At 62.6% G+C, this 23,651-nt stretch carries 22 protein-coding genes; 13 read left to right on the top strand and 9 right to left on the bottom strand.

Annotated features, from left to right (window positions below; translation table 11 throughout):
- Positions 1 to 54: 54 nt before the first annotated feature.
- The 9 genes from C5J22_RS15445 to C5J22_RS15410 all read left to right on the top strand — a co-directional run bounded on the left by C5J22_RS15445 (position 55) and on the right by C5J22_RS15410 (position 5,573).
- Positions 55 to 300: a hypothetical protein gene (locus tag C5J22_RS15445; protein ID WP_046603327.1), complete on the top strand. Its 246-nt coding sequence runs from the start codon at positions 55 to 57 to the stop codon at positions 298 to 300.
- Between the two features lie 176 nt (positions 301 to 476).
- Positions 477 to 1,373, top strand: a complete 897-nt coding sequence (locus tag C5J22_RS15440) for a transglutaminase family protein (RefSeq protein WP_105438934.1) — start codon at positions 477 to 479, stop codon at positions 1,371 to 1,373.
- A 75-nt stretch (positions 1,374 to 1,448) separates the two neighbouring features.
- Positions 1,449 to 2,264 carry a transglutaminase family protein gene (locus C5J22_RS15435; protein ID WP_105402129.1) on the top strand — a complete coding sequence of 272 codons (816 nt, stop codon included), beginning with the start codon at positions 1,449 to 1,451 and terminating at the stop codon, positions 2,262 to 2,264.
- 284 nt (positions 2,265 to 2,548) lie between these two features.
- Positions 2,549 to 2,758, top strand: coding sequence for a cold-shock protein (locus C5J22_RS15430; protein WP_037085395.1), 210 nt, complete (start codon positions 2,549 to 2,551; stop codon positions 2,756 to 2,758).
- Between the two features lie 194 nt (positions 2,759 to 2,952).
- A complete protein-coding gene (locus tag C5J22_RS15425) occupies positions 2,953 to 3,333 on the top strand; it encodes a DUF6481 family protein (protein WP_105402130.1) in 381 nt (126 codons plus the stop codon).
- Between the two features lie 86 nt (positions 3,334 to 3,419).
- Positions 3,420 to 4,460, top strand: coding sequence for a fatty acid desaturase (locus C5J22_RS15420; protein WP_105402131.1), 1,041 nt, complete (start codon positions 3,420 to 3,422; stop codon positions 4,458 to 4,460).
- Positions 4,461 to 4,599: 139 nt separating this feature from the next.
- Complete coding sequence (locus tag C5J22_RS15415) at positions 4,600 to 4,890, top strand: hypothetical protein (RefSeq protein WP_105402205.1); 291 nt, start codon at positions 4,600 to 4,602, stop codon at positions 4,888 to 4,890.
- Between the two features lie 198 nt (positions 4,891 to 5,088).
- Positions 5,089 to 5,232 carry a hypothetical protein gene (locus tag C5J22_RS31195; protein ID WP_172723969.1) on the top strand — a complete coding sequence of 48 codons (144 nt, stop codon included), beginning with the start codon at positions 5,089 to 5,091 and terminating at the stop codon, positions 5,230 to 5,232.
- Between the two features lie 77 nt (positions 5,233 to 5,309).
- Entirely contained in the window at positions 5,310 to 5,573 is a 264-nt protein-coding gene (locus C5J22_RS15410; protein WP_105402132.1) for a DUF1488 domain-containing protein, read from the top strand.
- A 38-nt stretch (positions 5,574 to 5,611) separates the two neighbouring features.
- Here the strand turns inward: C5J22_RS15410 and C5J22_RS15405 are convergent, their stop codons facing one another.
- Positions 5,612 to 6,148: a hypothetical protein gene (locus C5J22_RS15405; protein WP_172746640.1), complete on the bottom strand. Its 537-nt coding sequence runs from the start codon at positions 6,146 to 6,148 to the stop codon at positions 5,612 to 5,614.
- Between the two features lie 74 nt (positions 6,149 to 6,222).
- Positions 6,223 to 7,737 carry a bifunctional aminoglycoside phosphotransferase/ATP-binding protein gene (locus C5J22_RS15400; protein ID WP_105438932.1) on the bottom strand — a complete coding sequence of 505 codons (1,515 nt, stop codon included), beginning with the start codon at positions 7,735 to 7,737 and terminating at the stop codon, positions 6,223 to 6,225.
- A 370-nt stretch (positions 7,738 to 8,107) separates the two neighbouring features.
- Here C5J22_RS15400 and C5J22_RS15390 point away from each other — a divergent pair, with 370 nt between their 5' ends.
- The 4 genes from C5J22_RS15390 (at position 8,108) to msrA (ending at position 13,166) form a co-directional block, all read left to right on the top strand.
- Positions 8,108 to 9,292 carry an acetate/propionate family kinase gene (locus C5J22_RS15390; protein WP_105438931.1) on the top strand — a complete coding sequence of 395 codons (1,185 nt, stop codon included), beginning with the start codon at positions 8,108 to 8,110 and terminating at the stop codon, positions 9,290 to 9,292.
- Between the two features lie 64 nt (positions 9,293 to 9,356).
- Positions 9,357 to 11,750 (top strand): phosphoketolase, encoded by a 2,394-nt coding sequence (locus C5J22_RS15385; protein ID WP_105438930.1) that lies wholly within the window; start codon positions 9,357 to 9,359, stop codon positions 11,748 to 11,750.
- A gap of 152 nt (positions 11,751 to 11,902) precedes the next feature.
- Positions 11,903 to 12,394, top strand: a complete 492-nt coding sequence (msrB, locus tag C5J22_RS15380) for a peptide-methionine (R)-S-oxide reductase MsrB (RefSeq protein WP_105439192.1) — start codon at positions 11,903 to 11,905, stop codon at positions 12,392 to 12,394.
- 43 nt (positions 12,395 to 12,437) lie between these two features.
- Complete coding sequence (gene msrA, locus C5J22_RS15375) at positions 12,438 to 13,166, top strand: peptide-methionine (S)-S-oxide reductase MsrA (RefSeq protein WP_105438929.1); 729 nt, start codon at positions 12,438 to 12,440, stop codon at positions 13,164 to 13,166.
- A gap of 61 nt (positions 13,167 to 13,227) precedes the next feature.
- Here msrA and C5J22_RS15370 read toward each other — a convergent pair whose 3' ends face one another.
- From C5J22_RS15370 to kdpB, 7 genes are all read right to left on the bottom strand, one after another.
- The gene (locus C5J22_RS15370) at positions 13,228 to 14,688 is read right to left on the bottom strand and encodes an MDR family MFS transporter (RefSeq protein ID WP_105438928.1); all 1,461 of its coding nucleotides are present in this window, start codon (positions 14,686 to 14,688) and stop codon (positions 13,228 to 13,230) included.
- Between the two features lie 166 nt (positions 14,689 to 14,854).
- The gene (locus C5J22_RS15365; RefSeq protein WP_105438927.1) at positions 14,855 to 16,762 is read right to left on the bottom strand and encodes a diguanylate cyclase; all 1,908 of its coding nucleotides are present in this window, start codon (positions 16,760 to 16,762) and stop codon (positions 14,855 to 14,857) included.
- Between the two features lie 112 nt (positions 16,763 to 16,874).
- Positions 16,875 to 17,324: a PTS sugar transporter subunit IIA gene (locus C5J22_RS15360; protein ID WP_105438926.1), complete on the bottom strand. Its 450-nt coding sequence runs from the start codon at positions 17,322 to 17,324 to the stop codon at positions 16,875 to 16,877.
- Positions 17,325 to 17,352: 28 nt separating this feature from the next.
- The gene (locus tag C5J22_RS15355) at positions 17,353 to 18,045 is read right to left on the bottom strand and encodes a response regulator transcription factor (protein ID WP_105402142.1); all 693 of its coding nucleotides are present in this window, start codon (positions 18,043 to 18,045) and stop codon (positions 17,353 to 17,355) included.
- Positions 18,042 to 20,747, bottom strand: coding sequence for a sensor histidine kinase KdpD (locus C5J22_RS15350; RefSeq protein ID WP_105438925.1), 2,706 nt, complete (start codon positions 20,745 to 20,747; stop codon positions 18,042 to 18,044). The genes C5J22_RS15355 and C5J22_RS15350 overlap by 4 nt, the downstream gene beginning before the upstream one ends.
- A 163-nt stretch (positions 20,748 to 20,910) precedes the next feature.
- The gene (gene kdpC, locus C5J22_RS15345; RefSeq protein ID WP_105438924.1) at positions 20,911 to 21,480 is read right to left on the bottom strand and encodes a potassium-transporting ATPase subunit KdpC; all 570 of its coding nucleotides are present in this window, start codon (positions 21,478 to 21,480) and stop codon (positions 20,911 to 20,913) included.
- Positions 21,481 to 21,492: 12 nt separating this feature from the next.
- On the bottom strand, positions 21,493 to 23,580 hold the full coding sequence (gene kdpB, locus C5J22_RS15340; RefSeq protein WP_046603310.1) for a potassium-transporting ATPase subunit KdpB: 2,088 nt from the start codon (positions 23,578 to 23,580) through the stop codon (positions 21,493 to 21,495).
- Between the last annotated feature and the right edge of the window lie 71 nt (positions 23,581 to 23,651).

Here is a 23,651-nt window from a genome sequence, read left to right as displayed (position 1 = left end):
GCCGCTCGCTCGGACCATCCCCTCGCACCTATCCTCGACCACAAGGACACCACCATGGCCGCCTTCAACTACAACGCCGGCGCGGGGCTCTACCCGTGCAAGAACTGGAAGAGAACGAGCAGGCTTGGCTACAAGAGGTTCGACACCGTGGCCGAGGCTCTGCGCTTCGCAATCGAGGTGATGCCTGCATCCCTTTTGCGCGGGTCCATTCTCGAGGTCGAAGAAGCCCGTTTCGACAGTACCCAGATACAGAGGCTCTATGACGCCGGCGATTATCCGCTGCAGCGCCGGGACCAGTGAGGCAGCGCCGATCCGGCGTTCCGATGCCGCGTTCGGGGCTATCGTATTTTACCGACTGCGGCCGGTTTTTCCTGTCGCCGTCGCATGGCGCCTGCTATAGCGGTGATCTATGCAGGGTTGGATAAGGCGCGCCCCGCGCCAGCGCATCCCGCCCTCAATGCTTTTGCGGTGATTGGATGACGATATTTTCCGTCCGGCATGTCACCTCCTACCGGTATACGAGGCCGGTAGAGTTCGGCGAACACAGGCTGATGTTCAGGCCGCGGGACAGTTTTGACCAGACTTTGCTGAGTTCCCAGCTCAACGTTTTTCCAAAACCGGATTATGTCCGGTGGATCCACGATGTCTTCGGCAATTGCGTCGCGCTCGTCGGCATATCCAAACCCTCATCCGAACTGCGATTCGAAACGATCATCCGTCTCGACCACACACCTCAGGCGGCGATGGACTTCCAGATCGACGAAGAGGCCCTCACCTATCCTTTCGCATACGACCCCGAAGAAGTCTTTGATCTGGAGCGGACGATCCAGCGCCACTATCCCGATCCAGAAGACCGGGTCGGCAAATGGGCACAGCAATTCATCAAGGTCGGCCACCCGACCGAAACCGGCCACCTGCTGATGACCATGTGTTTTGCGCTGCACGAGGGTTTCATCTACGCCCGGCGCTCCGAACACGGCACGCAGCCACCGCTCGAAACCCTGCAGCTGCGCCGCGGCACCTGCCGCGATTTCGCACTGCTGATGATGGAGGCGGCGCGGTCGCTCGGATTGGCGGCACGTTTCGTCACCGGCTATATCTACGTGCCCGACCGCGACGGATCGATAACGCTCGGCGGCGGATCGACCCACGCCTGGTGCCAGGTCTATCTTCCCGGCGCCGGCTGGGTGGAATTCGATCCCACCAACGGTATCGTCGGCAATCGCGACCTGATCCGCGTGGGTGTCGCGCGCGATCCGCGGCAGGCGGTCCCGCTATCGGGAAGTTACGATGGCGACGAGACCGATTTCGACAGCATGTCCGTGCAGGTTAACGTGACGACCGATGACCACAGCGTGAAACTGCATGGGTGACCGGAACACCCGGATTATTCGGGCGTTGCCGCTGAACTGCCATTCCGGCGAGAGTTTTTCCATAGGGATACGACCATGAAGATACGCGCAGGGTTTCGCATAGGGTATGAATGCCAGCACGATACCGCGATGCTGCTGGTTCTCAATATCCATCCCTCGCGTCGGGCGGACCTTTTGAGCGATCAGGTACTGAGCTTCGACCGGCCGATCGAGGCCTGGAGCTATCTCGACAGCTTCGGAAACGCCTGCAGCCGGATCGTCGCGCCGGCGGGGCTGACGACGATCTCGACGGAATTCGAAATCTACGACGACGGCATGCCCGATCCCGTGCCGCAGAATGCCTTCCAGCACGAGATCAAGGACCTGCCGGACGACGTGCTGGTCTTCCTGCTCGGCAGCCGCTACTGCGACACCGACCGCCTGGCGGATTTCGCCTGGAAGACATTCTCCTCGACCCCTCTCGGCTGGCCGCGGGTGCAGGCGATCCTCGACTTTGCCCACAATCACATCACCTTCAACTATCAGAACGCCGATCCGCTTCGGACAGCTTTCGGAGGATTTACCGATCGCACCGGCGTCTGCCGCGATTTCGCGCATCTCGCCATCACGCTTTGCCGCTGCATGAACATCCCGGCGCGTTACTGCACCGGCTATCTCGGAGATATCGGCGTCCCGGTGGATGTCAATCCGATGGATTTCAGCGCCTGGTTCCAGGTCTATCTCGGCGGTCGCTGGAATACGGTCGACGCCCGCCATAACAAACCGCGCATCGGGCGCATCCTGATGGCGACGGGGCGGGATGCCACGGACGTGGCGCTTTCAACCGCCTTCGGCCCGGCAATCCTCTCTTCATTCGAAGTGACAACCGAAGAAATACCGGCCTCCGCCTAGATTTCAAGCTGTCGGACCGCTGACCCGCGAGACCTTGATGCGGGTACCGCTGATATTCGTTCGCCCGCCAGAAAAGCTACTCATGGTTGCGTATTTCGCGAATTTCAAAACAAAAAGTTGACACTTCAATCCCGATACGGTAGATAGAGGACATCGATACTTTGTTTGCCGATCTTTGTTTTTGCTGCGCTTTGCGCTTCTTGACGAACTTTCCCTCTCAAAAGTCGAAACACCCGCCGTGCGTCGCCCGGCGGTTTATTAATGTTGCTATGAAAGGGTTCGTTATGGCCACTGGCACAGTTAAATGGTTCAATGCCACCAAGGGCTTCGGCTTCATTCAGCCTGACGACGGCAGCGCCGACGTCTTCGTTCACATCTCTGCTGTCGAACGCGCTGGCATGAGCTCGATCGTTGAAGGCCAGAAGCTTGGCTTTGAACTCGAGCGTGACCGCAAGTCGGGCAAGATGTCCGCAGGCCAGCTCCAGGCTGCCTAAAACTTTAGCCTCCCATGACCACGGACGTACTGGCATGGCGGCAAAGATATGTGAAGGCCAGGCGTATGTCTGGCCTTTTTCCGTTGAGGCATCTGGCTGACGCGAATATCTGCATGGCCTCCCGTTAGGCGCGATATTGGCCTCGGCCACAAGATTTCAAATCTGACAAGTTCAAATCTGACAAGGACGATACATTGAGACACCCGAACGACAACAGCTTTGCCGAGCGCCGCAAAACCGCAGCGGATGCTAAGCGCGAGCTTTTGGCAAAGTTTGCGACCGCCCCTAAGCCGACGGATCCTGCCGTGCAGGAACGTCGCGCCGAGCGCGAAGCCATTGCGGCCGCGAGGGAAGCCCGCCGCGCCGAGCGCGAGGCCCAGAAGGCTGCCGAGAACGAGCGCCAGCTCCAGGAAGCGGCCGCATTGGCCGCCGCTGCGGAAGCCGATGAAAAGGCCGAGGCCGAGGCCCGGCAAGCGGAAACCAACGACCGGGTTGCCCGGGTCATCGCCGATGAAGCCGCCCGCAAGGCGGAGCGCGATCGTCGTTACGCTGCACGCAAGGCCCGTCAGGGCTGATATTTGAGGCATGTGCCTGAAGACGTGCAGGCACATCCCGCTTCGGGCGCGCCGCATGCCGAGGCCAAAAAGGTGGATCGATATCCATGAACGCCACAGCCCATGCGATTGCGCCCGTTGCCGAAGACGATATCGGCGCCTGGCTCAAGATTCTTTCGAAATACCGGCAGCCCCGTTTCGGACGCAGCACCTTCGAGCTGCTCGTCACGGTACTGCCGTTTGCAGCCTTCTCGGCTGCAGCTTATGTTTCCGTATTCCTCGGCTACCCGATCGGGCTGATCCTCGTCCTTCCGGCCGCGGCCTTTCTTTTGCGGCTGTTCATGATCCAGCATGACTGCGGCCACGGCTCGTTCTTCGCGCGCCGGCGCCTCGACAACTGGACCGGACGAGTGCTCGGGGTGCTGACCCTGACGCCCTACGATTACTGGCGCCGGGCGCATGCCGCCCATCACGCCTCGGCCGGCAACCTCGATGAGCGCGGCGTCGGCGACATCACCACGCTGACGATCGACGAATATCAGGCTCTGCCCTGGTCACGCCGGCTTGCCTACCGGCTTTATCGCCACCCGCTGGTGATGTTCGGCATCGGACCCGCCTGGCTTTTCCTCTTCAAGCAGCGCCTGCCGTTCGGAATGATGAAATCGGGCTCCCTGCCCTGGATTTCGACGATGGCGACCAATCTCGCGGTCGCCATTCTGGCGGCACTGATGATATGGGCGATCGGGATCGTGCCCTTCCTGCTGGTCCATCTGCCGATCGTGCTGATCGCAGGGGCCGCCGGCGTCTGGCTCTTCTACGTCCAGCATCAGTTCGAGGAAACCCATTGGTCGAAGACCGAGGAATGGCAATTTCCGGAGGCCGCCCTTCACGGCGCGTCCCACTACGACCTGCCGCTGGCGCTGCGCTGGCTGACCGGCAATATCGGCATCCACCACGTCCATCACCTGTCGAGCCGGATCCCCTATTACCGGCTGCCCGAGGTGCTGCGCGATCATCCCGAGCTTGCCGGCATCGGCCGCATAACGCTTTGGCAGAGCATCCAATGCGTCAAGCTCGTGCTTTGGGACGAAAAGAGCAAACGGCTCCTGTCGTTTCGCGACGCCGCCAAGGCGAGAAAGACTTCTTAACCGATGCAATCTGCCAGGCTGAGACCTCCGCCTGCGCAGCGAATGCACAAAGACTACCTCCGTACCGATCAAGGACCGAACATTGAACACGACCGAGAACACCAAAACAGCCGCCACCCCGACGCCTGCGGCGCACGCGCTGACCGTCGAGCTGACGCCGACCCAGATCAGGGGCCTGAAGCTCGCCAAGGACGGTGACCTGTTTCCGCAGGAAGCCAAGAAATGGACCCATCTGAATGCGGTCGTGACCTATGCGCGGAACGACCGGTTCAAGGAACGGCCCCAGAAGATCAAGTTCCTGACCACCACGACCTTGAACGAACTGCGGGAATACGGCCTTCTGCGCACCCTCAACGAGGACGTTCCGGCGGAGGAATCCGCGCATGGCATCACCATGGCCGGCAAGATCTGGCTTCTGAAGAACAAGTAGCCGACAACGCTACGCCGCCCAACAGCAGGCAGCCGGATCGCATGAAATGCGGCTGCGCCGGATCTCTCAACTCTTGAGGAGCGGAGAGACCTCCCCTTGTATTTGTCCGCGTTCGACCCATATTGAGCGTAGGTAGCAGATTCAGAACCGGGCGCTGCGATCAAGGGCGTGAGCCCTGGCCCCAACGAGGAGGACGACATGTCTTCCATCAGGCGAATCCAACCTTCTTCCCAGACAGGCCCGCAATTACATCGGGCAGGCTACGGCAGCCTGTTCCGCATGGCCGTGCCGGGGATATCCATGGCATTCATTCTCTACATCCTGCTTCGCGATCTGTTCTGACACGGCAATACGCATCATCAGAAACCCCGGAATGCCGTTTCCAAAAGAAATGCCTTCCATCTCGAACTGAAACCGTCATGACCCTGATATTTCCGAACAGAAGCCGCAGTTTCGACGAAGCGCGCAAGGTCGTTCGTTTCCTGGGCTATGACGGCATGTTCGAGGTCAGGTTTTTCGTGGAAGCCAAGGCACTCGCCCATAACACTGCGACAGGCATGTCCGAGGCCGATTACTTGAGGGCTTTCGATGCAGCCCGATCCAGTATCCAGGATGCCGCAATGAAGGCTTATCGTCCTAGTCGGGGCACTACCTATACGCTGACGGCGGCCGACCTCGGCTGATCCGGGTGCGCCTATTGCACCCTTAACCACAAGCCACGTCAGTGAACGGTGCCGCGATCGGTGCCCAGATCATAGATCAATCCATCGTCCCAGGGGCCTGCCTCCCGGAGTGTATCGAGGCTGTAACAATCCTTCGATGCGGAGGACCAGAAATGGACCTTTTCGCACCCGTCCAGTTTTGCGCGCAGTTTGGCGAATTCGAAAAGGCGTTTCGCGACACGCAGCTCATCGACGAGGCCAATGGATGCAAAAACTGGTATTTCGAGCTGGCGACCGTAAACCGGATGCTCGCGGGCAAAGACGTGGCAAAGGCCGCGGACATATCCCTGCGCGTCGGTAACGGCCAGCCAATCGCGACGCAACGAGGCCGATGCGGTCAGCCGTTCCCACGTCTGCAGATCCAGACCTGACATCACAAGCTGGACGACCGCGAAAGCGCGGTAGACATCTGCCGCGTCCAGGACACCCACGTCGTAATCTGTCTCCATATCCTCTCTCCGCCACAAGGCCCGTGAAGTCAGGTCGGGCCGGCTCCCCAAGACCTCAAGTTTTAGCGTCGTCACCGCCAGCGACATTGACGCGCGTCAACAGGCGCGGGCGGAGCCCATCTGTCTTCGCTTGCGCCGGGTCAATGAAGACCATCGGGTTCTCAAGCCCGAAGGATCGCGGTGGAGATCGCCTCGGACGTTTTCGATGCATCGAGTTCCCGCCAGGTTATATCGGTGGGCTTGCGGGCCAATTGGCGGGAGAGCACGTCCGTGGTGGCATCAGACGGGCCGCCTGCCCGCTCCCGAACCCGCTGCCAGAGCAGTTCCGGATCAGCCTCGAGCCAGACACCCCGGAAGCCTGCCCCGGTCCTCGTGGCCACATCCTCGATGAGGCGCCGGTTGGCGGGATCGTCGAAGACAGCATCGGTAGCGACCGATCCGCCGTGGGCAAGGATCAGCTCCGCATGCCTCGCCATCTCGCGATAGACCTTTTCCGATACATCGGGTTGATAGGCGGAAACCGGAAGCCTCGTCTCGGCCGAGACACCATGCAAGGCTTTGCGGATTCGGTCGCTTTCGACGATCCTGGCGCCTGGAGGGGCGCCTACCTTCGCGGCCAAGCGATCCGCGACCGTCGTCTTGCCGGAACCGCTGAGGCCGCCGATCGCGATCAGGCGCGGCGGCACCTCCTTCAGGAGAGCATGGGCGAGATCGAAATAGGACCTTGCCTCCTGCGCCAGCCCGGCGACATCCTGCCCAGGCTCTTCTGCCTGCGTCGCCGTCACATGCGCGCGGACCGCCGCCCTGATCGCCATCAGGAACGGCAGGAGGCAGAACCCGTCCTCGTCATCGGTTTCATCCAAGTACCGGTTCATCGCCAGATTGGCGAGGTCGGGAAAACCGCGATGCCAGAGATCCATCAGCAGGAAGGCGAGGTCGTAGAGGACGTCGACGGTGGCGATCCCGAGATTGAATTCGATGCAGTCGAACAGGCATGGCTTGCCGTCCAGCAGGCAGATATTGCGCAAATGAAGATCACCGTGGCAGCGGCGAACCTTGCCCGCCAGCGCCCGCCGGTCCAGAAGTTCGCCGTGCTGCAGGAGTCGGGACCGAAAGCTCTCGCTAAACTTGGCCAGTTCCGCCGGACCGAAGACACGGCTGGTGGCAAATCCGGCATCGTTGATATCGAGAACGGCTTCGATATTGGCCGCCCCGCCTCCCTTTGAGACAACCGGCGCCCGGCGGTGGTAAAATGCGATCATCCGGGCGGTCTGTGTCATCAGCTCCGGCGTCAGCCGGCCCGTAGCCGCCATCTGGTCGAAGAGCTGGCCCTGCTCGAACCGGCTCATCTCGACGACGGCATCGACGAGCGAACCGTTGCCGTCGAACTCCAAAGCGCCGGCGTCCGAGCGGGTGATACGCCGCACGCCGATATAGAGACCGGGTGCGGTCTCGCTGTTCAGCGCGACCTCCTTGCGGCAGGCATCCTCGCGGATCGCGGCCGTGGAGAAGTCGACATAAGGCAGTTTCAGCGCCTTCTTCAGCTTGTAGACCCGATCGCCGACGAGGAAAATCATGGAGATATGCGTCTCCATGCGCTCGACGGGGACAGCTAGCCCATAAGATGCCGGCTTGGTCAGAAAGACTGCCGTCGCGCTCTGATCGTCTGTCATCATCTGCTGCACCTTATATTGAACGGCACCGGTTCGACAGTTCGCTGCTCGCTGCGTCGGCACATTGAGCTGCGTCAAGGAAAGCGACGCCGTTCCGGGCGACACAGATCGTAGGCGCCCTCATGCGCTCCCTGCGAGAGGAACAGGTCGATCCCGTGGACATCATGCTCAGACATCACGGCCGTTGCGAGGCCATCATCCGCCAAGCGATTTCAATGCGGACGCTCATTTATTTCGCCCGTACCGACGCTGCGGGACTGGTCCTCGGCGCCGGGGTTCCTATCATACTGACAAGCCGCGCAGTCCCGGCCAAGGCGTCGGCCGCTCTTGCGAGGTTCACTGCAGCGAAACGACTTGAAGCAAGGACGCCTCCATGACGGACAACCTTCTCCTGACGTTCAACGCCGGCTCTTCGACGGTGAAGATCGGCATCTTTGAGGTGGTCGACGACAGGCCGGAACGGATCGGCAAGGCAGTCGTCGATTTCGGAACCTATCCGCTGACGCTGCATCTGAAGGAAGGTCCGGAGCAGTTCGATCTGCCACTGGGGGGCGAGGCTGGCGACGATCTCGCCGAGTTGATGGACGAGGTGTTCCGGGAACTCGGCAAACATTTCGATCTCGACGCCGTCACGTCCGCCGGCCACCGGATCGTGCATGGCGGTGACGTCTTCGGTGGGCCGGTGGAACTGACGGCCGAGACGATCGCCAAGGTCCAGTCTTTGACGGAGCTGGCGCCGCTTCACCAGCCGCAGGCGCTGCGGATGATCAGGGCGGTCAGGCACCTGCGGCCGGCGCTTTTCCAGACAGGCTCCTTCGACACCACCTTCCATGCCACCCAAGCGGATCTCGTGCGGCGTCTCGCCATTCCGCGCGCCTATCACGACCAGGGCATCAAACGGTACGGCTTCCACGGGCTTTCCTACCGGTACGTGGCCGGCGCACTTGCCAGGACGGCGCCTGATATCGCCGACGGCAAAATCGTCATCGCCCACCTCGGCAGCGGCGCCAGCCTCTGCGCCATCGAGAACGGAGAGAGCCGCGATTCGAGCATGGGGTTCTCGACGCTCGACGGCATTCCGATGGCGACGAGGCCGGGCTGGCTCGATCCCGGCGTGCTCTTGCATTTCCTGGGTCCGCTCGGAAAATCGCTCGAGGAGGTGGAGGACATGCTCTACCACAAATCCGGCCTCCTCGGCGTCTCGGGCATCAGCGGCGATACCCGCGAACTGATCGGGGACGGCGGCAGCCAAGCCCAGGAGGCGATCGACCTCTTCGCGCTCCGGATCGCCGGCGAGGTCGGGAGACTTGCCTCGACGCTAGGTGGTCTCGATGCGCTGGTCTTCACCGCCGGCATAGGCGAGAATCAGCCGGAGGTAAGGAAGCGCATCGCCGACCGCCTGCTCTGGCTCGGCGTCGAACTGGATGCGGCGGCCAACGGTAGCAACGCCCTGAAGATCAGCACGCCCGCAGCCCGCGTCGCGGTTCATGTCATCTCGACCGACGAGGAACGGATGATCGCCGAGGAATGCCTCGCCGTCCTCAATGCGCAGCCTTGATCCATGTCATGAGCCCGGGTGGAAGCCCGCGGTAGATGTGGTCGACCTATCGAAGGAGAATGAGATGCAACTCAAGACCATCGAGCCGGAAAACCATGAGGCGACGGCGGAGGAACTGGCGCTGATCGACCGCTACTGGCGAGCGGCAAACTATCTCTCCGTCGGGCAGATCTATCTGCTCGACAACCCGCTCTTGAGGGAGCCGCTGAAGCCGGAGCATATCAAGCCGCGCTTGCTCGGTCATTGGGGCACGACGCCCGGGCTCAACTTCATCTACGCGCATCTCAACCGGATCATCGGCAACCGCGATCTCAGCATGATCTATGTCTGCGGTCCCGGCCACGGCGGTCCGGGCATGGTCGCCAGCACCTATCTCGAAGGCACCTATAGCGAGATCTATCCGGAGATCAGTGAGGACACGGCCGGCATGCGAAAACTGTTCCGGCAGTTCTCGTTTCCGGGCGGCATTCCGAGCCACGCGGCACCCGAAACGCCGGGCTCCATCCATGAAGGCGGCGAACTCGGCTATGCGCTGGTGCACGCCTTCGGAGCGGCCTTCGACAATCCGGACCTGGTGGTCGCCTGCGTCGTCGGCGACGGCGAGGCCGAGACCGGTCCGCTTGCCGCCAGCTGGCATTCGAACAAGTTCCTGAACCCCGCCCGAGACGGAGTCGTGCTGCCGATCCTGCATCTCAACGGCTACAAGATCGCCAATCCGACGCTGCTCGCGCGGGTGGCCGACGAGGACCTCGACCATCTTTTCCGCGGTTATGGATATGAACCCTTCTTCGTCGAAGGCCACGAGCCCGAAAAGATGCACCGGCAGATGGCCGCCGTGCTGGACGAGGTTTTCGATCGTATCCGAGCGATCCAGACGGCCGCCCGCGCCGGCAAGGCGCCCGAAGCCTGCCCGCGCTGGCCGATGATCGTGCTGCGCAGCCCGAAAGGCTGGACAGGGCCGAAGGAAGTCGACGGCAAGATGGTCGAAGGTTTCTGGCGTGCCCACCAGGTGCCGGTCTCCGGCTGCCGCGAGAACGACGGCCACCGCAAGATCCTCGAGGACTGGATGCGAAGCTACGATCCGGAAGACCTCTTCGACGGCAATGGCCGGCTGAAGGAGGAGTTGCGCGCGCTCTCGCCCGGAGGCGAACGCCGCATGGGTGCCAACCCGCAAGCCAATGGCGGCCTCCTGCGCAAGGAACTCGTCGTGCCCGACATCCGCGACTATGCGGTGCCGGTGAAGGCGCCGGGCACCGAAATGGTCCAGACGACGGAGATACTCGGCAGATACCTGCGCGACGTGCTGAAGCTCAACGACGCTAATTCCAACTTCAGGATCTTCGGCCCTGACGAAACGGAATCGAACCGGCTCGGCAAGGTCTTCGAGGTCACCGGCCGTGTCTGGATGGAACGGATCGAGCCTTATGACGTGCACCTGTCGCGCGACGGCCGGGTGATGGAGGTGCTTTCCGAGCATCTCTGCCAGGGCTGGCTGGAAGGTTATCTGCTGACCGGCCGCCACGGTTTCTTCTCATGCTACGAGGCGTTCATCCACATCGTCGACTCGATGTTCAACCAGCATGCAAAGTGGCTGAAAGTGTCGCGCGAGCTGGCGTGGCGCAAGCCCGTTTCCTCGCTCAACTACCTGCTGACCTCACATGTCTGGCGGCAGGATCATAACGGCTTCTCCCACCAGGACCCCGGCTTCGTGGACCTCGTCGCCAACAAGAAGGCGGATATCGTGCGCATCTACCTGCCGCCGGATGCCAATACGTTGCTCTGGATCGGCGACCACTGCCTGAAGACCTGGGACCGTGTCAACGTCATCGTCGCCGGCAAACAGCCCGAGCCGCAATGGCTGACGATGGACGAGGCGACCCGGCATTGCGAGGCCGGTATCGGGATCTGGGAGTGGGCAAGCAACGAGAGCGGCACGCTCGAGCCGGACGTGGTGATGGCCTGCGCCGGCGACGTGCCGACCCTGGAGACGCTTGCCGCAGTTTCCCTGCTGCGTGAAGCGATCCCCGACTTGAGGATCCGCGTCGTCAACGTCGTCGACCTGCTCGCCCTGCAGTCCCAGGACCAGCATCCGCACGGCCTGCCCGACGAGGAATTCGACCGGCTGTTCACCGTCGACCGGCCGGTGATCTTCGCCTATCACGGCTATCCCTACCTCATCCACCGGCTGACCTACAAACGCACCAACCACCAGAACATCCATGTGCGCGGCTTCATCGAGGAGGGCACGACGACGACACCCTTCGACATGACGGTGCTGAACGAACTCGACCGGTTCCACCTCGCCATCGAGGCGATCGAGCGCGTCCCCGGACTGAAGGAAAAGGCGGCCGGCGTGATCGACATGCTGAAGGGCAAGCTTGGCGAACATACCCGTTATGTCCGCGAACATGGCGAGGACATGCCGGAAATTCAGAACTGGAAATGGCCGGCGCGCTGATGCCGTATCCGTGAAGGTTCCCGGCCTCCGGGTCGGGAACCCGGCTTCGACGTGAGATCACGTTTCGGTGTTTCGCGTCGATGTGTGTAACCGATCACGCGCCTCTTCCGTAATCATGCAGGAAGCAGATTATGGATCCGGGAGGCTCCACCATGATGAACAGACGCATATTCCTGGCCGGCGGCGTGCTGGCGCTCGCAACTGCGCAGCTTGCAGCAGGCATCCGTCCGGCGCCCGCGACCGCCGGCACTTTCCCCGTCAGCCATACCGAAGACGAATGGCGCAAGCTGCTGACGCCGGAGCAGTACAATATCCTGCGCAAGGAAGGTACCGAATATCCCGGCAGCAGCGCGCTCCTCAACGAGCACCGCAAAGGCACGTTCGCCTGCGTCGGCTGTGACCAGGCGCTTTTCTCGTCGGAAACGAAATACGAAAGCGGCACCGGCTGGCCGAGCTTCTGGGCGCCGCTCAAGGGCGCCGTCGGCACGGTGCGCGACACGACGCTTGGCATGGTCCGCGTCGCCGTTCACTGCGCCCGTTGCGGCGGCCATCTCGGCCATGTCTTCGACGACGGACCGAAGCCGACCGGCCTGCGCTACTGCATGAACGGCGCAGCCTTGAAATTCCGTCCGGTATCGGCCTGATCCGCCGCCCTATCCTTCATTCACTTCGGTTGAGGAGACCGCCATGAAAAACAGAGCGAAAACACCCTATACCCTCACCGCCTTTGCCGGCACCGCGCTGGTTCTGGCCGGCCTTACGTTTGGCGCGACCAGCAGCGCCACGGCCGAGGAGGGAATTGCCATCCCCGCCCCCGCGATCGACCAGGCGGCGAGCACGGCCGCAACCGAAACCGCCATCTTCGCCGGCGGCTGCTTCTGGGGCGTCCAGGGCGTGTTCCAGCATGTGGAGGGCGTCAAGAACGCCGTCTCCGGTTATGCCGGCGGCGCCAAGGAAACCGCCGTCTACGAGACGGTCGGTTACGGCAAGACCGGCCATGCGGAAGCGGTTCGCGTGACATTCGATCCGAAGAAGGTCACCTACGGGCATCTGCTGCAGATCTATTTCTCGGTCGCCCATGACCCGACCCAGCTCAACCGCCAGGGGCCGGATACCGGCACCCAGTACCGCTCGACCGTCTTCCCGATCAGCGAGGAACAGTCCCGCGTCGCCAAGGCCTATATCGGCCAGCTCGACAAGGCCAAGGTCTTCCACGCGCCGATTGCCACGACCATCGAGCCCGGCAAGGCCTTCTATCCGGCGGAAGCCTACCATCAGGATTTCCTGACCCAGAACCCGACCTATCCCTATATCGTCTATAACGACCTGCCGAAGATCGAGAACCTCAAGAAGCTGTTCCCGAGCGATTACCGCGACAAGCCGGTGCTGGTCGCGCAGGCCGGCATCGGCAACTGAGGCTTAAGGGATACAATTCCGCTATCGCCGCCCGTCTGGCGATAGCGGCGTCTCGAAAGCCTCAGCTTTCCTGCACGGCCTCGGTACGCTTCGTCACGCCAGGCACGCAGAGGCAGGCGACGATGATGAGGGCGGTGATCAGGAACATCGCGATGAAGGTCATGTGCAGCGCCTGCTGGAGCGCAGACCTGATGGGCGAATCGGCCGCAAGTCCGCCGCCGACGCCCTGCAGCAGATCACGCAACTGATCGGACGTGATCGGCCCCGCGACGGAATTGGCAAGCCCGTAGGTCAGGACGGCGCCGAGAAGTGCTGCGCCGAGCGTGCTGCCGAGATTGCGGGAAAAGACGTTTGAGGCCGTCGCGCTGCCGCGTTCGGACCAGCCGACATTGTCCTGGATGATCACCAGGCCGGAGATATTGAGCAGGCCCATGCCGAAGCCCATCAGCAGCGAACCGGCGCCGGCCTGGACGGGTGAGCTTTCCGGCGTCAGCAGAACCAGGAGAAACGCCCCCACCGGAACGAAGACGCTGCCGGCGATCATCAGCGGCCGCAGCCCGAAGCGCGGGAACATCCGCGAGGCGAACGTCCCGCCGCTCGGCCAGCCAACCAGCAGCATCGTCAGCGTGAAACCGGCCACCAGCGGAGATCGGTTGAGCACCGTCTGCACGTACATGGGCAGGAAGGTCGTCAGCCCCATGATCGCCATGCTGGAGAGAAAGACCGCCGTATTGGCAAAAGCGATCGGCCGCTTCAGCCAGAGTTCCAGGGAAACCATCGGAGCCGATGCGCGCCGCTCCTGCCAGATGAACAGCACGAAGCTGACGAGGAAGATCGCCAGCGAGACGAACAGGTAGGCGGAAGTTCCTTCGGTTTCGGTGAGTGCGATCATCAGCGCCGAAATGGCAACCGCGAAGAGGCCCGCTCCCAGAAAGTCGATCGATGCCGTCCGGGTCTGTTTTTCTTCGTGCAGGTAGATAATGAAGCCGACCGCCGACATGATGCCGATCGGCACGTTGATCCAGAACACCCAGGCCCAGGGCAGGCTGTGGACGATGATGCTGCCGAGAAGCGGCCCGACGACGGCAGAAAGCGCCCAGACGCTGGCGAGATATCCCTGGACCTTGCCACGTTCGGCCCCCGGATACAGATCGCCGACGACAGTCATGATGACCGGCTGGATCGCGCCGGCACCGATGCCCTGCAACAGCCGGAAGGCGATCATCGACGGCATCGACCAGGCAAAACCGGCGAGCACCGAGGCGATCAGGAAAATCGCCGTGCCGAACAGGATGATCGGCTTGCGGCCATAGATATCGGAAAGCTTGCCGAACACCACGGTCATAGCGGTCTGCGCCAGCAGGAAGGAGGAGAACACCCAGCTATAGAGGTTCAGCTGACCGAGCTGGGCGGCGATCTGCGGCATGGCCGTCGAAACGATGGTCGCCTCGATTGCGATCATCGCCATGCTTGCCATGACGGCCGCAATGACGAGCGCCCGGTTGGAGCTTGGATTGGTCATGGATTCACCTGGGAACGCCGCGCGGCGAACACGCTGGGGATGGATGTTCGGCGGTCAAACGGCCGTCGGCGGGGGATGTTTCTTAGTATTCCCCTGCGGGCCGGCGTCAAGGGCGAAATCTGGCATTTATCAAGGATGTAACGAGGCCGTGACCGCGGGCATGCGGTCAGACGGACTTGATTTCCGACCGGAGGGTTGGCCTTATCGCCTCGTCCCCGCCAGCCGCGACCTGATTGCGGCCGTTGTTCTTCGCCCGGTAAAGCGCATGGTCGGCGCGCTCGAACAGTTCCGCAGTCGTCAGCTTGGCGCCCGCTGCGGGATAGAAGGTCGCGGTACCGATGCTGATCGTCACATGACCCCAGGGAAGGTTCTTCTCATGCGGCAAATGAAGCCCGGCGACGCGCTGGCGGATGTTTTCCGCCGCCTTCAATGCACCGGCACCATTCGTATCCGGCAGGAGGACGGCGAATTCCTCGCCGCCATGACGGGCGGCAAGATCCTTCGACCGGCGAATCGAGCCGCGCACGACGTTTGCAACCGCACGCAGACAGTCGTCGCCGGCGGCGTGGCCATAGGTGTCGTTGAAGAACTTGAAGCGGTCCGCGTCGATCATCAGAATGGAGAGCGGCGTGCGCTGTTGTGCGGCCTGCAGCACCATGTCCTCGAAATGAATGTTGAACGAGCGGCGATTGGCGAGTTGGGTGAGCTCGTCGGTGTTGGCGAGCGCGTCCAGTTCTTCCTGGAGGTTCTTCTGGCGCGTGACGTCGCGTGTGACGGCCACGATGCGGATATCGTCGCCGCCGGTGCCGCCCGGCAGCCTGTTCAGCGTGGTTTCGAGCCAGATCTGCTTGCCGTCGGCCCGCTTGCGGCGGACGATCATGTTTTCCCTGGGCGACCCTTCCCGCAACCGGGTCATGACCTGGTTGACGGCGTCGTGGTCATCCTCATGCAGGTTCTCAAGGATATGGGTGCCAAGCATCGCTTCGGCGTCGACACCGAATATCTCCCGGACGGATGGCGACAGGTATTCCCTGATCCCGTGGCCGTTGAAGCGCTGGATCAGGTCGGCTGACCCTTCCGCAAGCAGGCGGAATTCCGCTTCGCGCGCCACCAGCAGCGCTTCGCTCGCCCGCCGCAATATTACCTGCCGCCGCCAGCGCCAGACCAGGAAGCCGGTGATCGCCACCAGGATAAGGCAGGCGACCCATCGTATCCGCGCGCCCCTCATCCAGGTCGCCAGCGCTTCGGACTGGGATACGGCAGCAAGCCCGACCAGGCCGCTGCGCTCGCTCTGATAAAAGCCGCCTATGCGTTGCAGGCCATCAATCGGGGAGATGTAGTGATAGGAGCCTGAACGCCGTTGGCGGAGATGGTCCGTGAACAGATCGTAGGACGAGATGCTCGATCCCAGCAGCGTCTGGAGGAATGGCGCACGCGCCAGCACGACGCCGTCGCGGCGAACCAACAGGAACGAACCCTCGCTGCCCAGGCTGAAGCCCTGAAAGAAGTTGGTCAATTCGGTGAGGATGAATGCCGCCAGCGCAACGCCGCCGAAACTTCCGTCCGGGTTGCTGATCCTTTGCGTGACCGGCAATATCCACTGACCGTTCAACTTGTTCTTCAACGGCCTGCCCAATACGGGTTCCCGCATGTCGGAGGCTTGGTGGAATACGAAATACTCCCTGTCCGAAAAATTCATGCCGCTGGCGTCGATCGAAGACGATGTCGCGACCATTCTGCCATCGGCATCGAAAACAGCGAGGGCATCGAGCCAAGGAGTGGTGTCGACCTGGCGCTTCATCACCTGGGTGATCTTTGCCGGCAGGTCCACCACGTCGCGTTCCTGCTCGATCCGGGTGACCAGGGCCGCCAGCGGAAACCTCGCCATGTCGACCGTATCGTCGGCATGTTGCACCAGCGCCTTGGCTGTCTGGGCCAGCCCCGCCTCGATGCCGGCGACCTGGGATCTCCAACTGGAATATTCTCCCCACGCGATCAGCCCCACAAAGCCGAAAACGGCAAATGCGACAGCAACGAACGTCCTGGCCGGCAGGTATTTGATTGCACCAGTCATCTCTCTCTCCCAAACCGACGCAATAGGGCGGCTCAGGAGTCGCGATCCGCCAGCCAGGGACGTTAGGGAAAAGTTGTTTACGTTCGCCTAAGCCAACATACCTGCATTTTAATCATGCATTTACGGGGCAGAGCCGCGAATAGACATCCTGCGGCGTCGTTCCACGACGTATGGCTGCAGCAGTCTCCTCATCGCGCACGCAGCGCGCGATACAGGCGAGGACATTCAGGTGGTCCGGGCGGCCTTCCGGCGTGAGGAGCAGGAACACGAGATCGACCGGTTCGTCGTCTACCGCGTCGAAATCGATCGGATCTGCAAGCCGGGCGAACAGGCAGAAATGCCGATCGATGCCGCTGATGCCCGCATGCGGGATGGCAATTCCGGCGCCGATGCCGGTCGATCCCAGATTTTCCCGATTGGTCAGCACCCGGGCGAGATCGCCGGCATCCAGCGCCAGCCGCTCGGCGGCGAGCCTGGAAAGCTGCTTGATCAGGATCGCCTTGGACGGCGGCGCCAGATCGAACACGATGTTCTCCGGCAGGAGGTAGTCACGCAGTTTCATGGGTCATGTCCATTGATCGGGTCTTGGCCTACTGGCCTTCCTGCAGCCGATAACCGACGCCGGTCTCGGTCAGGATGTATTGCGGCTGGTCCGGCGCCTTTTCGATCTTCTGGCGAAGCTGGCGCACGTAGACGCGCAGGTACTGCACGTCGGTCAGACCGTCCCATACGTGTTCGAGAAGGAAACGATGGGTGAGGACCTTGCCCGCATGCTGCACCAGGATACGCAGGATATCGTATTCCTTGGGCGACAGCTTGACCTCCTTGTCCGCCACCTTGACGATGCGCTTGACGAGGTCGACCGAAAGCTCGCCGGTCTGGAAGATCGGTTTTTCGCCCTGGGTCTGGAGCCGGTGGCGAAGCGCCACGCGGATGCGGGCGACAAGTTCGTTCATGCCGAAGGGCTTGGTCACATAGTCGTCGGCGCCGAGTTCGAGCGCCTTGACGATGCCAGCCTCATCGGTGCGGCTCGACAGGATGACGATCGGCAGATCGAGCCCCTCGCCGCGCCATCTGGCGAGCAGATCGTGGCCCGCCATATCCGGCAGGCCGAGATCGAGAATGATCAGGTCCGGCTTCTCGGACTTGACGAGATCGATCGCGACCCGGGCATTCATCGCCTCGCTGACGGCGTAGTCCTGGGTGGAGAGGCCGACGCGCAAGAGCTTGCGGATCGGGGGCTCGTCATCGACGATCAGGACGCGCACGGCGGTATTGGTCATTCCTGTTCTCCCAGAATGGGCATTTCGGCCGGCACCGGCATGCGGATCGTAAAGATCGCACCGGCACGATCGGAGCGGTTGGCGGCCCTGATCGTGCCGCCCATGGCCTCGATGAAGCCGCGGCATATGGAAAGACCAAGCCCGGTGCCGGCCCGCACATGGTCACCTTTCCGAACCCGGTAGAAACTGTCGAAGATGCGCTCCAGATCGTCGCGCGGGATGCCCGGTCCTTCATCCATCACCGAGATAAGAACTGAATCGCCATCCTGCCAACCGCGGATGTCGATGACGGTCTCGTCGGGAGCGTACTTGGCGGCATTGTCGATGAGGTTGAACAGGACCTGTTCGAACAGGACCGGATCGACCTTGAGCATCGGCAAGTCCGCCGGAATGTTGACGTTGAGCCTGTGCCGGTTGGCGATCTTCGCCGCCCGGCTCAACGCCGTGCCGACGATATCGCCGGCGAAATGGAAGGCATAGTTCGGCTCCATGGCGCCGGAACCGATGCGGGTCATGTCGAGCAGGTTGGAAATGAAGCGGTTCAGCCGCTCCGACTCGTCGACGACGCTGGTCAGCAGTTCGGCGCGCGCTTCTTCGGGGATATCGGCGCCGAAATCCTTGAGCGTGCCGGCCGACCCCATGATCGCGGCGAGCGGCGTCTTCAGGTCATGCGAGATGGATGTGAGCAGCGCGGTGCGCAGGCGGTCGGTCTCGGCGGCGAGCTTGGCCTTGTCGACATCCGATACGAGCTGGATGCGCTCGATCGCCAACGCCGCCTGATCGGCCAGCGCGTCGAAAAGCCGCTGCTGTTCGGGTGTCAGCAACGGCCCCTGCTTGTCGTTGTCGAGGCCGATGACGCCGACCGCTTCGCGGCCAGTGCGCATCGGCAGGTAAAGGCGTTTGGCCCCCGGAAGCGTATCGGCGGCACGGCCGGCCGGGCGATTGTGCTCCCAGGCCCATTTGGCGGCGGCGATATCGGCATCCACCAACGTGTCGTCCGGCGGGTAACCGGCCTTGACGGCGATCGAGCCGTTTTCCGGCAGCAGGATGACCACCCGGACCTTCAACATCGAGGCTATCTGGAAGGCGGTCGCCCAGAGCACGTCGTCAAGCGTGCCGGTGCCGGCGAGCTTTTTCGAGAAGAGGTAAAGGTCTTCGGTGGTGCGCGCTCTCTGACGGGCGGCGGCAGCCTGGCGCTGGACGGCCGCCGTCAGGTTGGAAGCGACGACCGCAACGCCAAGATAAAAGAGCAGCGCCACCAGGCTTTCCGGATCCCGGACCGTAAACGTGTAGCGCGGCTCGAGAAAAAAGAAATTGAAGGAGAGCGCGCCAGCCACGGAGGCGAATAGGCCCGGTCCCAGCCCGCCGCGCACCGCTGCCGCCAGCACCGCCATCAGGAAAACGAGGGCAAGGTTGCGGACGTCGAGCGTCTGGTCGAGCGCGGCACCGGCGATGATCGCGAGAGCCACGAAGATCGTACTCTTGACGTAGGGCTTGAAGCGGAAGGCCTTGGGCAGCTGCGCCGCCTTCAGGCCGCGTTTCGGTTCGCCTTCCTTGGTGTCGCCGGAGATGACATGGACGCTGATATCGCCCGCGTAACGGATCAGGTCATAGGTGACCGACCCCTGCAAGATCTGCTGCCAGCGCGGCCTGGCCGGGCGTCCGACGACGATATGGGTGAAGTTGTTGGCGTTGGCATAAGCGATTATCTCGCGCGACGGCTGCAGCGCCGGCAGCGTCACGGTCTCGCCGCCGAGCTGTTCGGCCAGCCGCATGTTGGCCGCCAGCCGGTCCTTGTCCTGTTCGGGCAGATTGACCGACTGCGGCGTTTCGAGATGCAGCGCCGCCCATGGCGCCCGCAGGCGATCGGCCTGGCGGCGCGCGTACCGCACCAGGCTGGCGCCGTTCCTGCCGTGGTCGAGGCAGACAAGCACCCGATCGCCGGCCGCCCAGGGGCCGGAAATGGCATGCGCCTGCATATGGTTCAAAAGCTGCTCGTCAACCCGCTGAGCGGTGCGGCGCAGCGCCAGTTCGCGCAGTGCCGTCAGATTGCCGGGGGAAAAGTAGTTCTCGATGGCACGCCGCGCCGTCTGCGGCACATAGACCTTGCCGTCGTTCAGCCGCTTGATGAGGTCGTCGGGGGTGATGTCGATGATCTCGACGTCGTCGGCCCGGTCGATGATGCTGTCCGGCACCGTCTCGCGTACCCGGACACGGGTGATCTGTGCCACCACGTCGTTCAGGCTCTCGACATGCTGGATGTTAAGCGTCGAATAGACGTCGATACCTTGGCCGAGGATTTCCTGCACATCCATGTAGCGTTTCGGATGGCGGCTGCCGGCGGCGTTGGTATGGGCAAGTTCGTCGACCAGGACCAGAGCCGGACGGCGCGCGAGAATGGCGTCGAGGTCCATTTCATCGAGCTGCTGGCCGCGATAGTCGATCGCCTTGCGGGGCACGATCTCGAAGCCCTCGACCAGCGCCTCGGTTTCCTGGCGGCCGTGGGTTTCGACCACGCCGATCACCACGTCGAGACCATCGACTTTCCGGGCGCGGCCGGACATCAGCATCTCGTAGGTCTTGCCGACGCCGGGCGCCGCCCCCAGAAAAATCTTCAGCCGCCCGCGCGCCTCACGCTCGGCATGCTCCAGAAGCGCATCCGGCGAAGGTCTGTTTTCACTCTCGCGACTGTCGTCGGGCATGCTTGGTCTTTCCTAATGGCGGAGTGCAGCCCCCTCACCCGGCCTCCGCTTTGCTCGGCCACCCTCTCCCCAAGGGGAGAGGAGGAACGGCGACGCCGCGGCATATATCTTCTCCCCTCGGGGAGAAGGTGCCGGCAGGCGGATGAGGGGGTGCTCCGTCCCTTCACCGAGTCATAGGAGCATCAAGCGCCATATTCAACGCAAGCACATTGACCACAGGTTCGCCGAGGAACCCGAGTTCGCGGCTTTCGACATACTGGTCCACAAGCGCGCGAACCGCTGCCTCGTCCATTTGCCGTGCCTTGGCGACGCGCGGCACCTGGAAGTAGGCGGCTTCCGGCGAGACATGCGGGTCGAGGCCGCTGCCGGATGCGGTGACGAGGTCGATCGGCACGTCCGCGTTCGGGTTGGTGGCCTTCGCGGCTTCGTAGTCCGTCTTCACCCGGTCGATCAGCTTGGCGCTGGTCGGGCCGAGGTTGGAGCCGGAGGACGAGGCGGCGTTGTAGCCGTCGCCGGCGGCCGACGGGCGACCATGGAAATACTGGTCGCCGGTGAATGCCTGGCCGATCAGGGCCGAGCCGACAACGGTTCCGTCCTTCTCGATCAGGCTGCCATTTGCCTGGACCGGAAAGATGGCCTGGGCAATGCCGGTCATGGCGAAGGGGTAGATCAGGCCGGTAATGGCCGTGGTGGCGACGATCAAAACGATCGCAGGGCGAAGTTGCTTGAACATTGTCATTTCTCCTTAAGCGAGACCGATCGCGGTGATGATCATGTCGATCGCCTTGATGCCGATGAAGGGAACGAGGATGCCGCCGAGACCATAGACGAGCAGGTTGCGGGAAAGCAGCGCCCCGGCGCCGATGGCGCGGTATTTGACGCCCTTCAGCGACAGCGGGATCAGCGCGATGATGATCAGTGCATTGAAGATGATCGCCGACAGGATGGCGCTTTGCGGCGTGGCCAGCCCCATGATGTTCAGCACGCCGAGCTGCGGGTAGAAGGTCAGGAACATCGCCGGGATGATGGCGAAATACTTGGCGATGTCGTTGGCGATCGAGAAGGTCGTCAGAGCGCCACGGGTCATCAGCAGCTGCTTGCCGATCTCGACGATCTCGATAAGCTTGGTCGGATCGCTGTCGAGATCGACCATGTTGCCCGCCTCGCGGGCGGCGACCGTGCCGGTGTTCATGGCGACGCCGACATCGGCCTGGGCGAGCGCCGGCGCATCGTTGGTGCCGTCGCCGCACATGGCGACGAGCTTGCCCTTGGCCTGTTCCTCGCGGATCAGCGTCAGCTTGTTCTCCGGGGTCGCTTGGGCAAGGAAATCGTCGACGCCAGCTTCGGCGGCAATCGCCGCCGCGGTCATCGGGTTGTCGCCGGTGATCATCACGGTGCGGATGCCCATGCGGCGCAGTTCGGCAAAACGCTCGCGGATGCCGCCCTTGACGATGTCCTTCAGCTGCACGACGCCGAGCAGCTTGCCGTCACGGGCAACGGCGAGCGGCGTACCGCCGGCCTTGGCGATTTCGTCGGCGATCGCCTGCAGTTCGCGCACGATATCGGATTGCGGGCTGGCGGCGATTGCCGCATTGCCGGAGACCGGCATCGTGCCCGAGCCGACATAGGCGAGCACCGCATCGACAGCGCCCTTGCGGATCTGGGAGCCTTCGAGATCGACGCCGCTCATGCGGGTCTGGGCGGTGAAGGGGACGAAAGTTGCCTTGAGGCTCGCCATATCACGGCCGCGGATCGCGTACTTTTCCTTGGCAAGCACGACGATGGAGCGGCCTTCCGGCGTCTCGTCGGCAAGCGAAGCGAGCTGGGCGGCATCGGCGAGATCCTGTTCGGAGACGCCGCGGACCGGGCGAAACGAAGTGGCCTGGCGGTTGCCGAGCGTGATCGTGCCGGTCTTGTCGAGCAGCAGCGTATCGACGTCGCCGGCGGCCTCCACGGCGCGGCCGGACATGGCGAGCACGTTGAAGCGGACGAGGCGGTCCATGCCGGCAATGCCGATCGCCGACAGCAGCGCGCCGATCGTGGTCGGGATCAGCGTCACGAACAGCGCGACGAGGATGATGATCGGGATCGAGCCGCCGGCATAGATCGCGAAGCTCGGGATTGTCGCCGTGGCGAGCACGAAGATCAGCGTCATGCCGGCGAGAAGGATGTTGAGGGCGATCTCGTTCGGCGTCTTCTGGCGCTCGGCACCCTCGACGAGCGAGATCATCCGGTCGAGGAAGGTCGAGCCGGCGGCGGCCGTGATACGGACGCGGATCCAGTCCGACAGGACTTGCGTCCCGCCTGTCACGGCCGAGCGGTCGCCGCCGGATTCACGGATGACGGGCGCGGATTCGCCGGTGATCGCCGCTTCGTTCACAGAGGCGACACCCTCGATGACTTCACCATCCGAGGGGATGATGTCGCCCGGTTCGACGAGCACGACGTCACCGACCTTAAGGCTCGTACCGGCGACCATCTTGTACTGGGTGCGATCACTGCCCGAGAGCAGCTTGGCCTGGGTTTCGGTGCGGGCCTTGCGCAGCGAATCCGCCTGCGCCTTGCCGCGGCCTTCAGCGACCGCTTCGGCGAAGTTGGCAAACAGCACGGTGAACCAGAGCCAGAGATTGATCTGGAAGGAAAAGCCGAGATTGCCGTTGCCCGCCGCGAGGTCGCGGAGGAAGAGGACGGTCGTCAGGACCGAGACCGTGGCCACGACGAACATGACCGGGTTGCGGGCAAGGGTCCGCGGGTTGAGCTTCTTGAAAGCATCGCCTGCGGCCGGAATGAGGATGCGAGTATCCATGATACTCGCGGATTTTGCCTGGCTCATAAGAGACTCCAGCTTTGAAAGGATGTTTGCGAAACAATTCGATGGTGCCGAGGCGGCGCGGCATTCGTAAC

The sequence above is a fragment of the Neorhizobium sp. T25_13 genome (assembly GCF_002968675.1).
Taxonomy (GTDB): Bacteria; Pseudomonadota; Alphaproteobacteria; order Rhizobiales; family Rhizobiaceae; genus Neorhizobium; species Neorhizobium tomejilense.
Note: the sequence above shows the minus strand (reverse complement) of the source record. Positions and strands in the feature narration are given on the sequence as shown.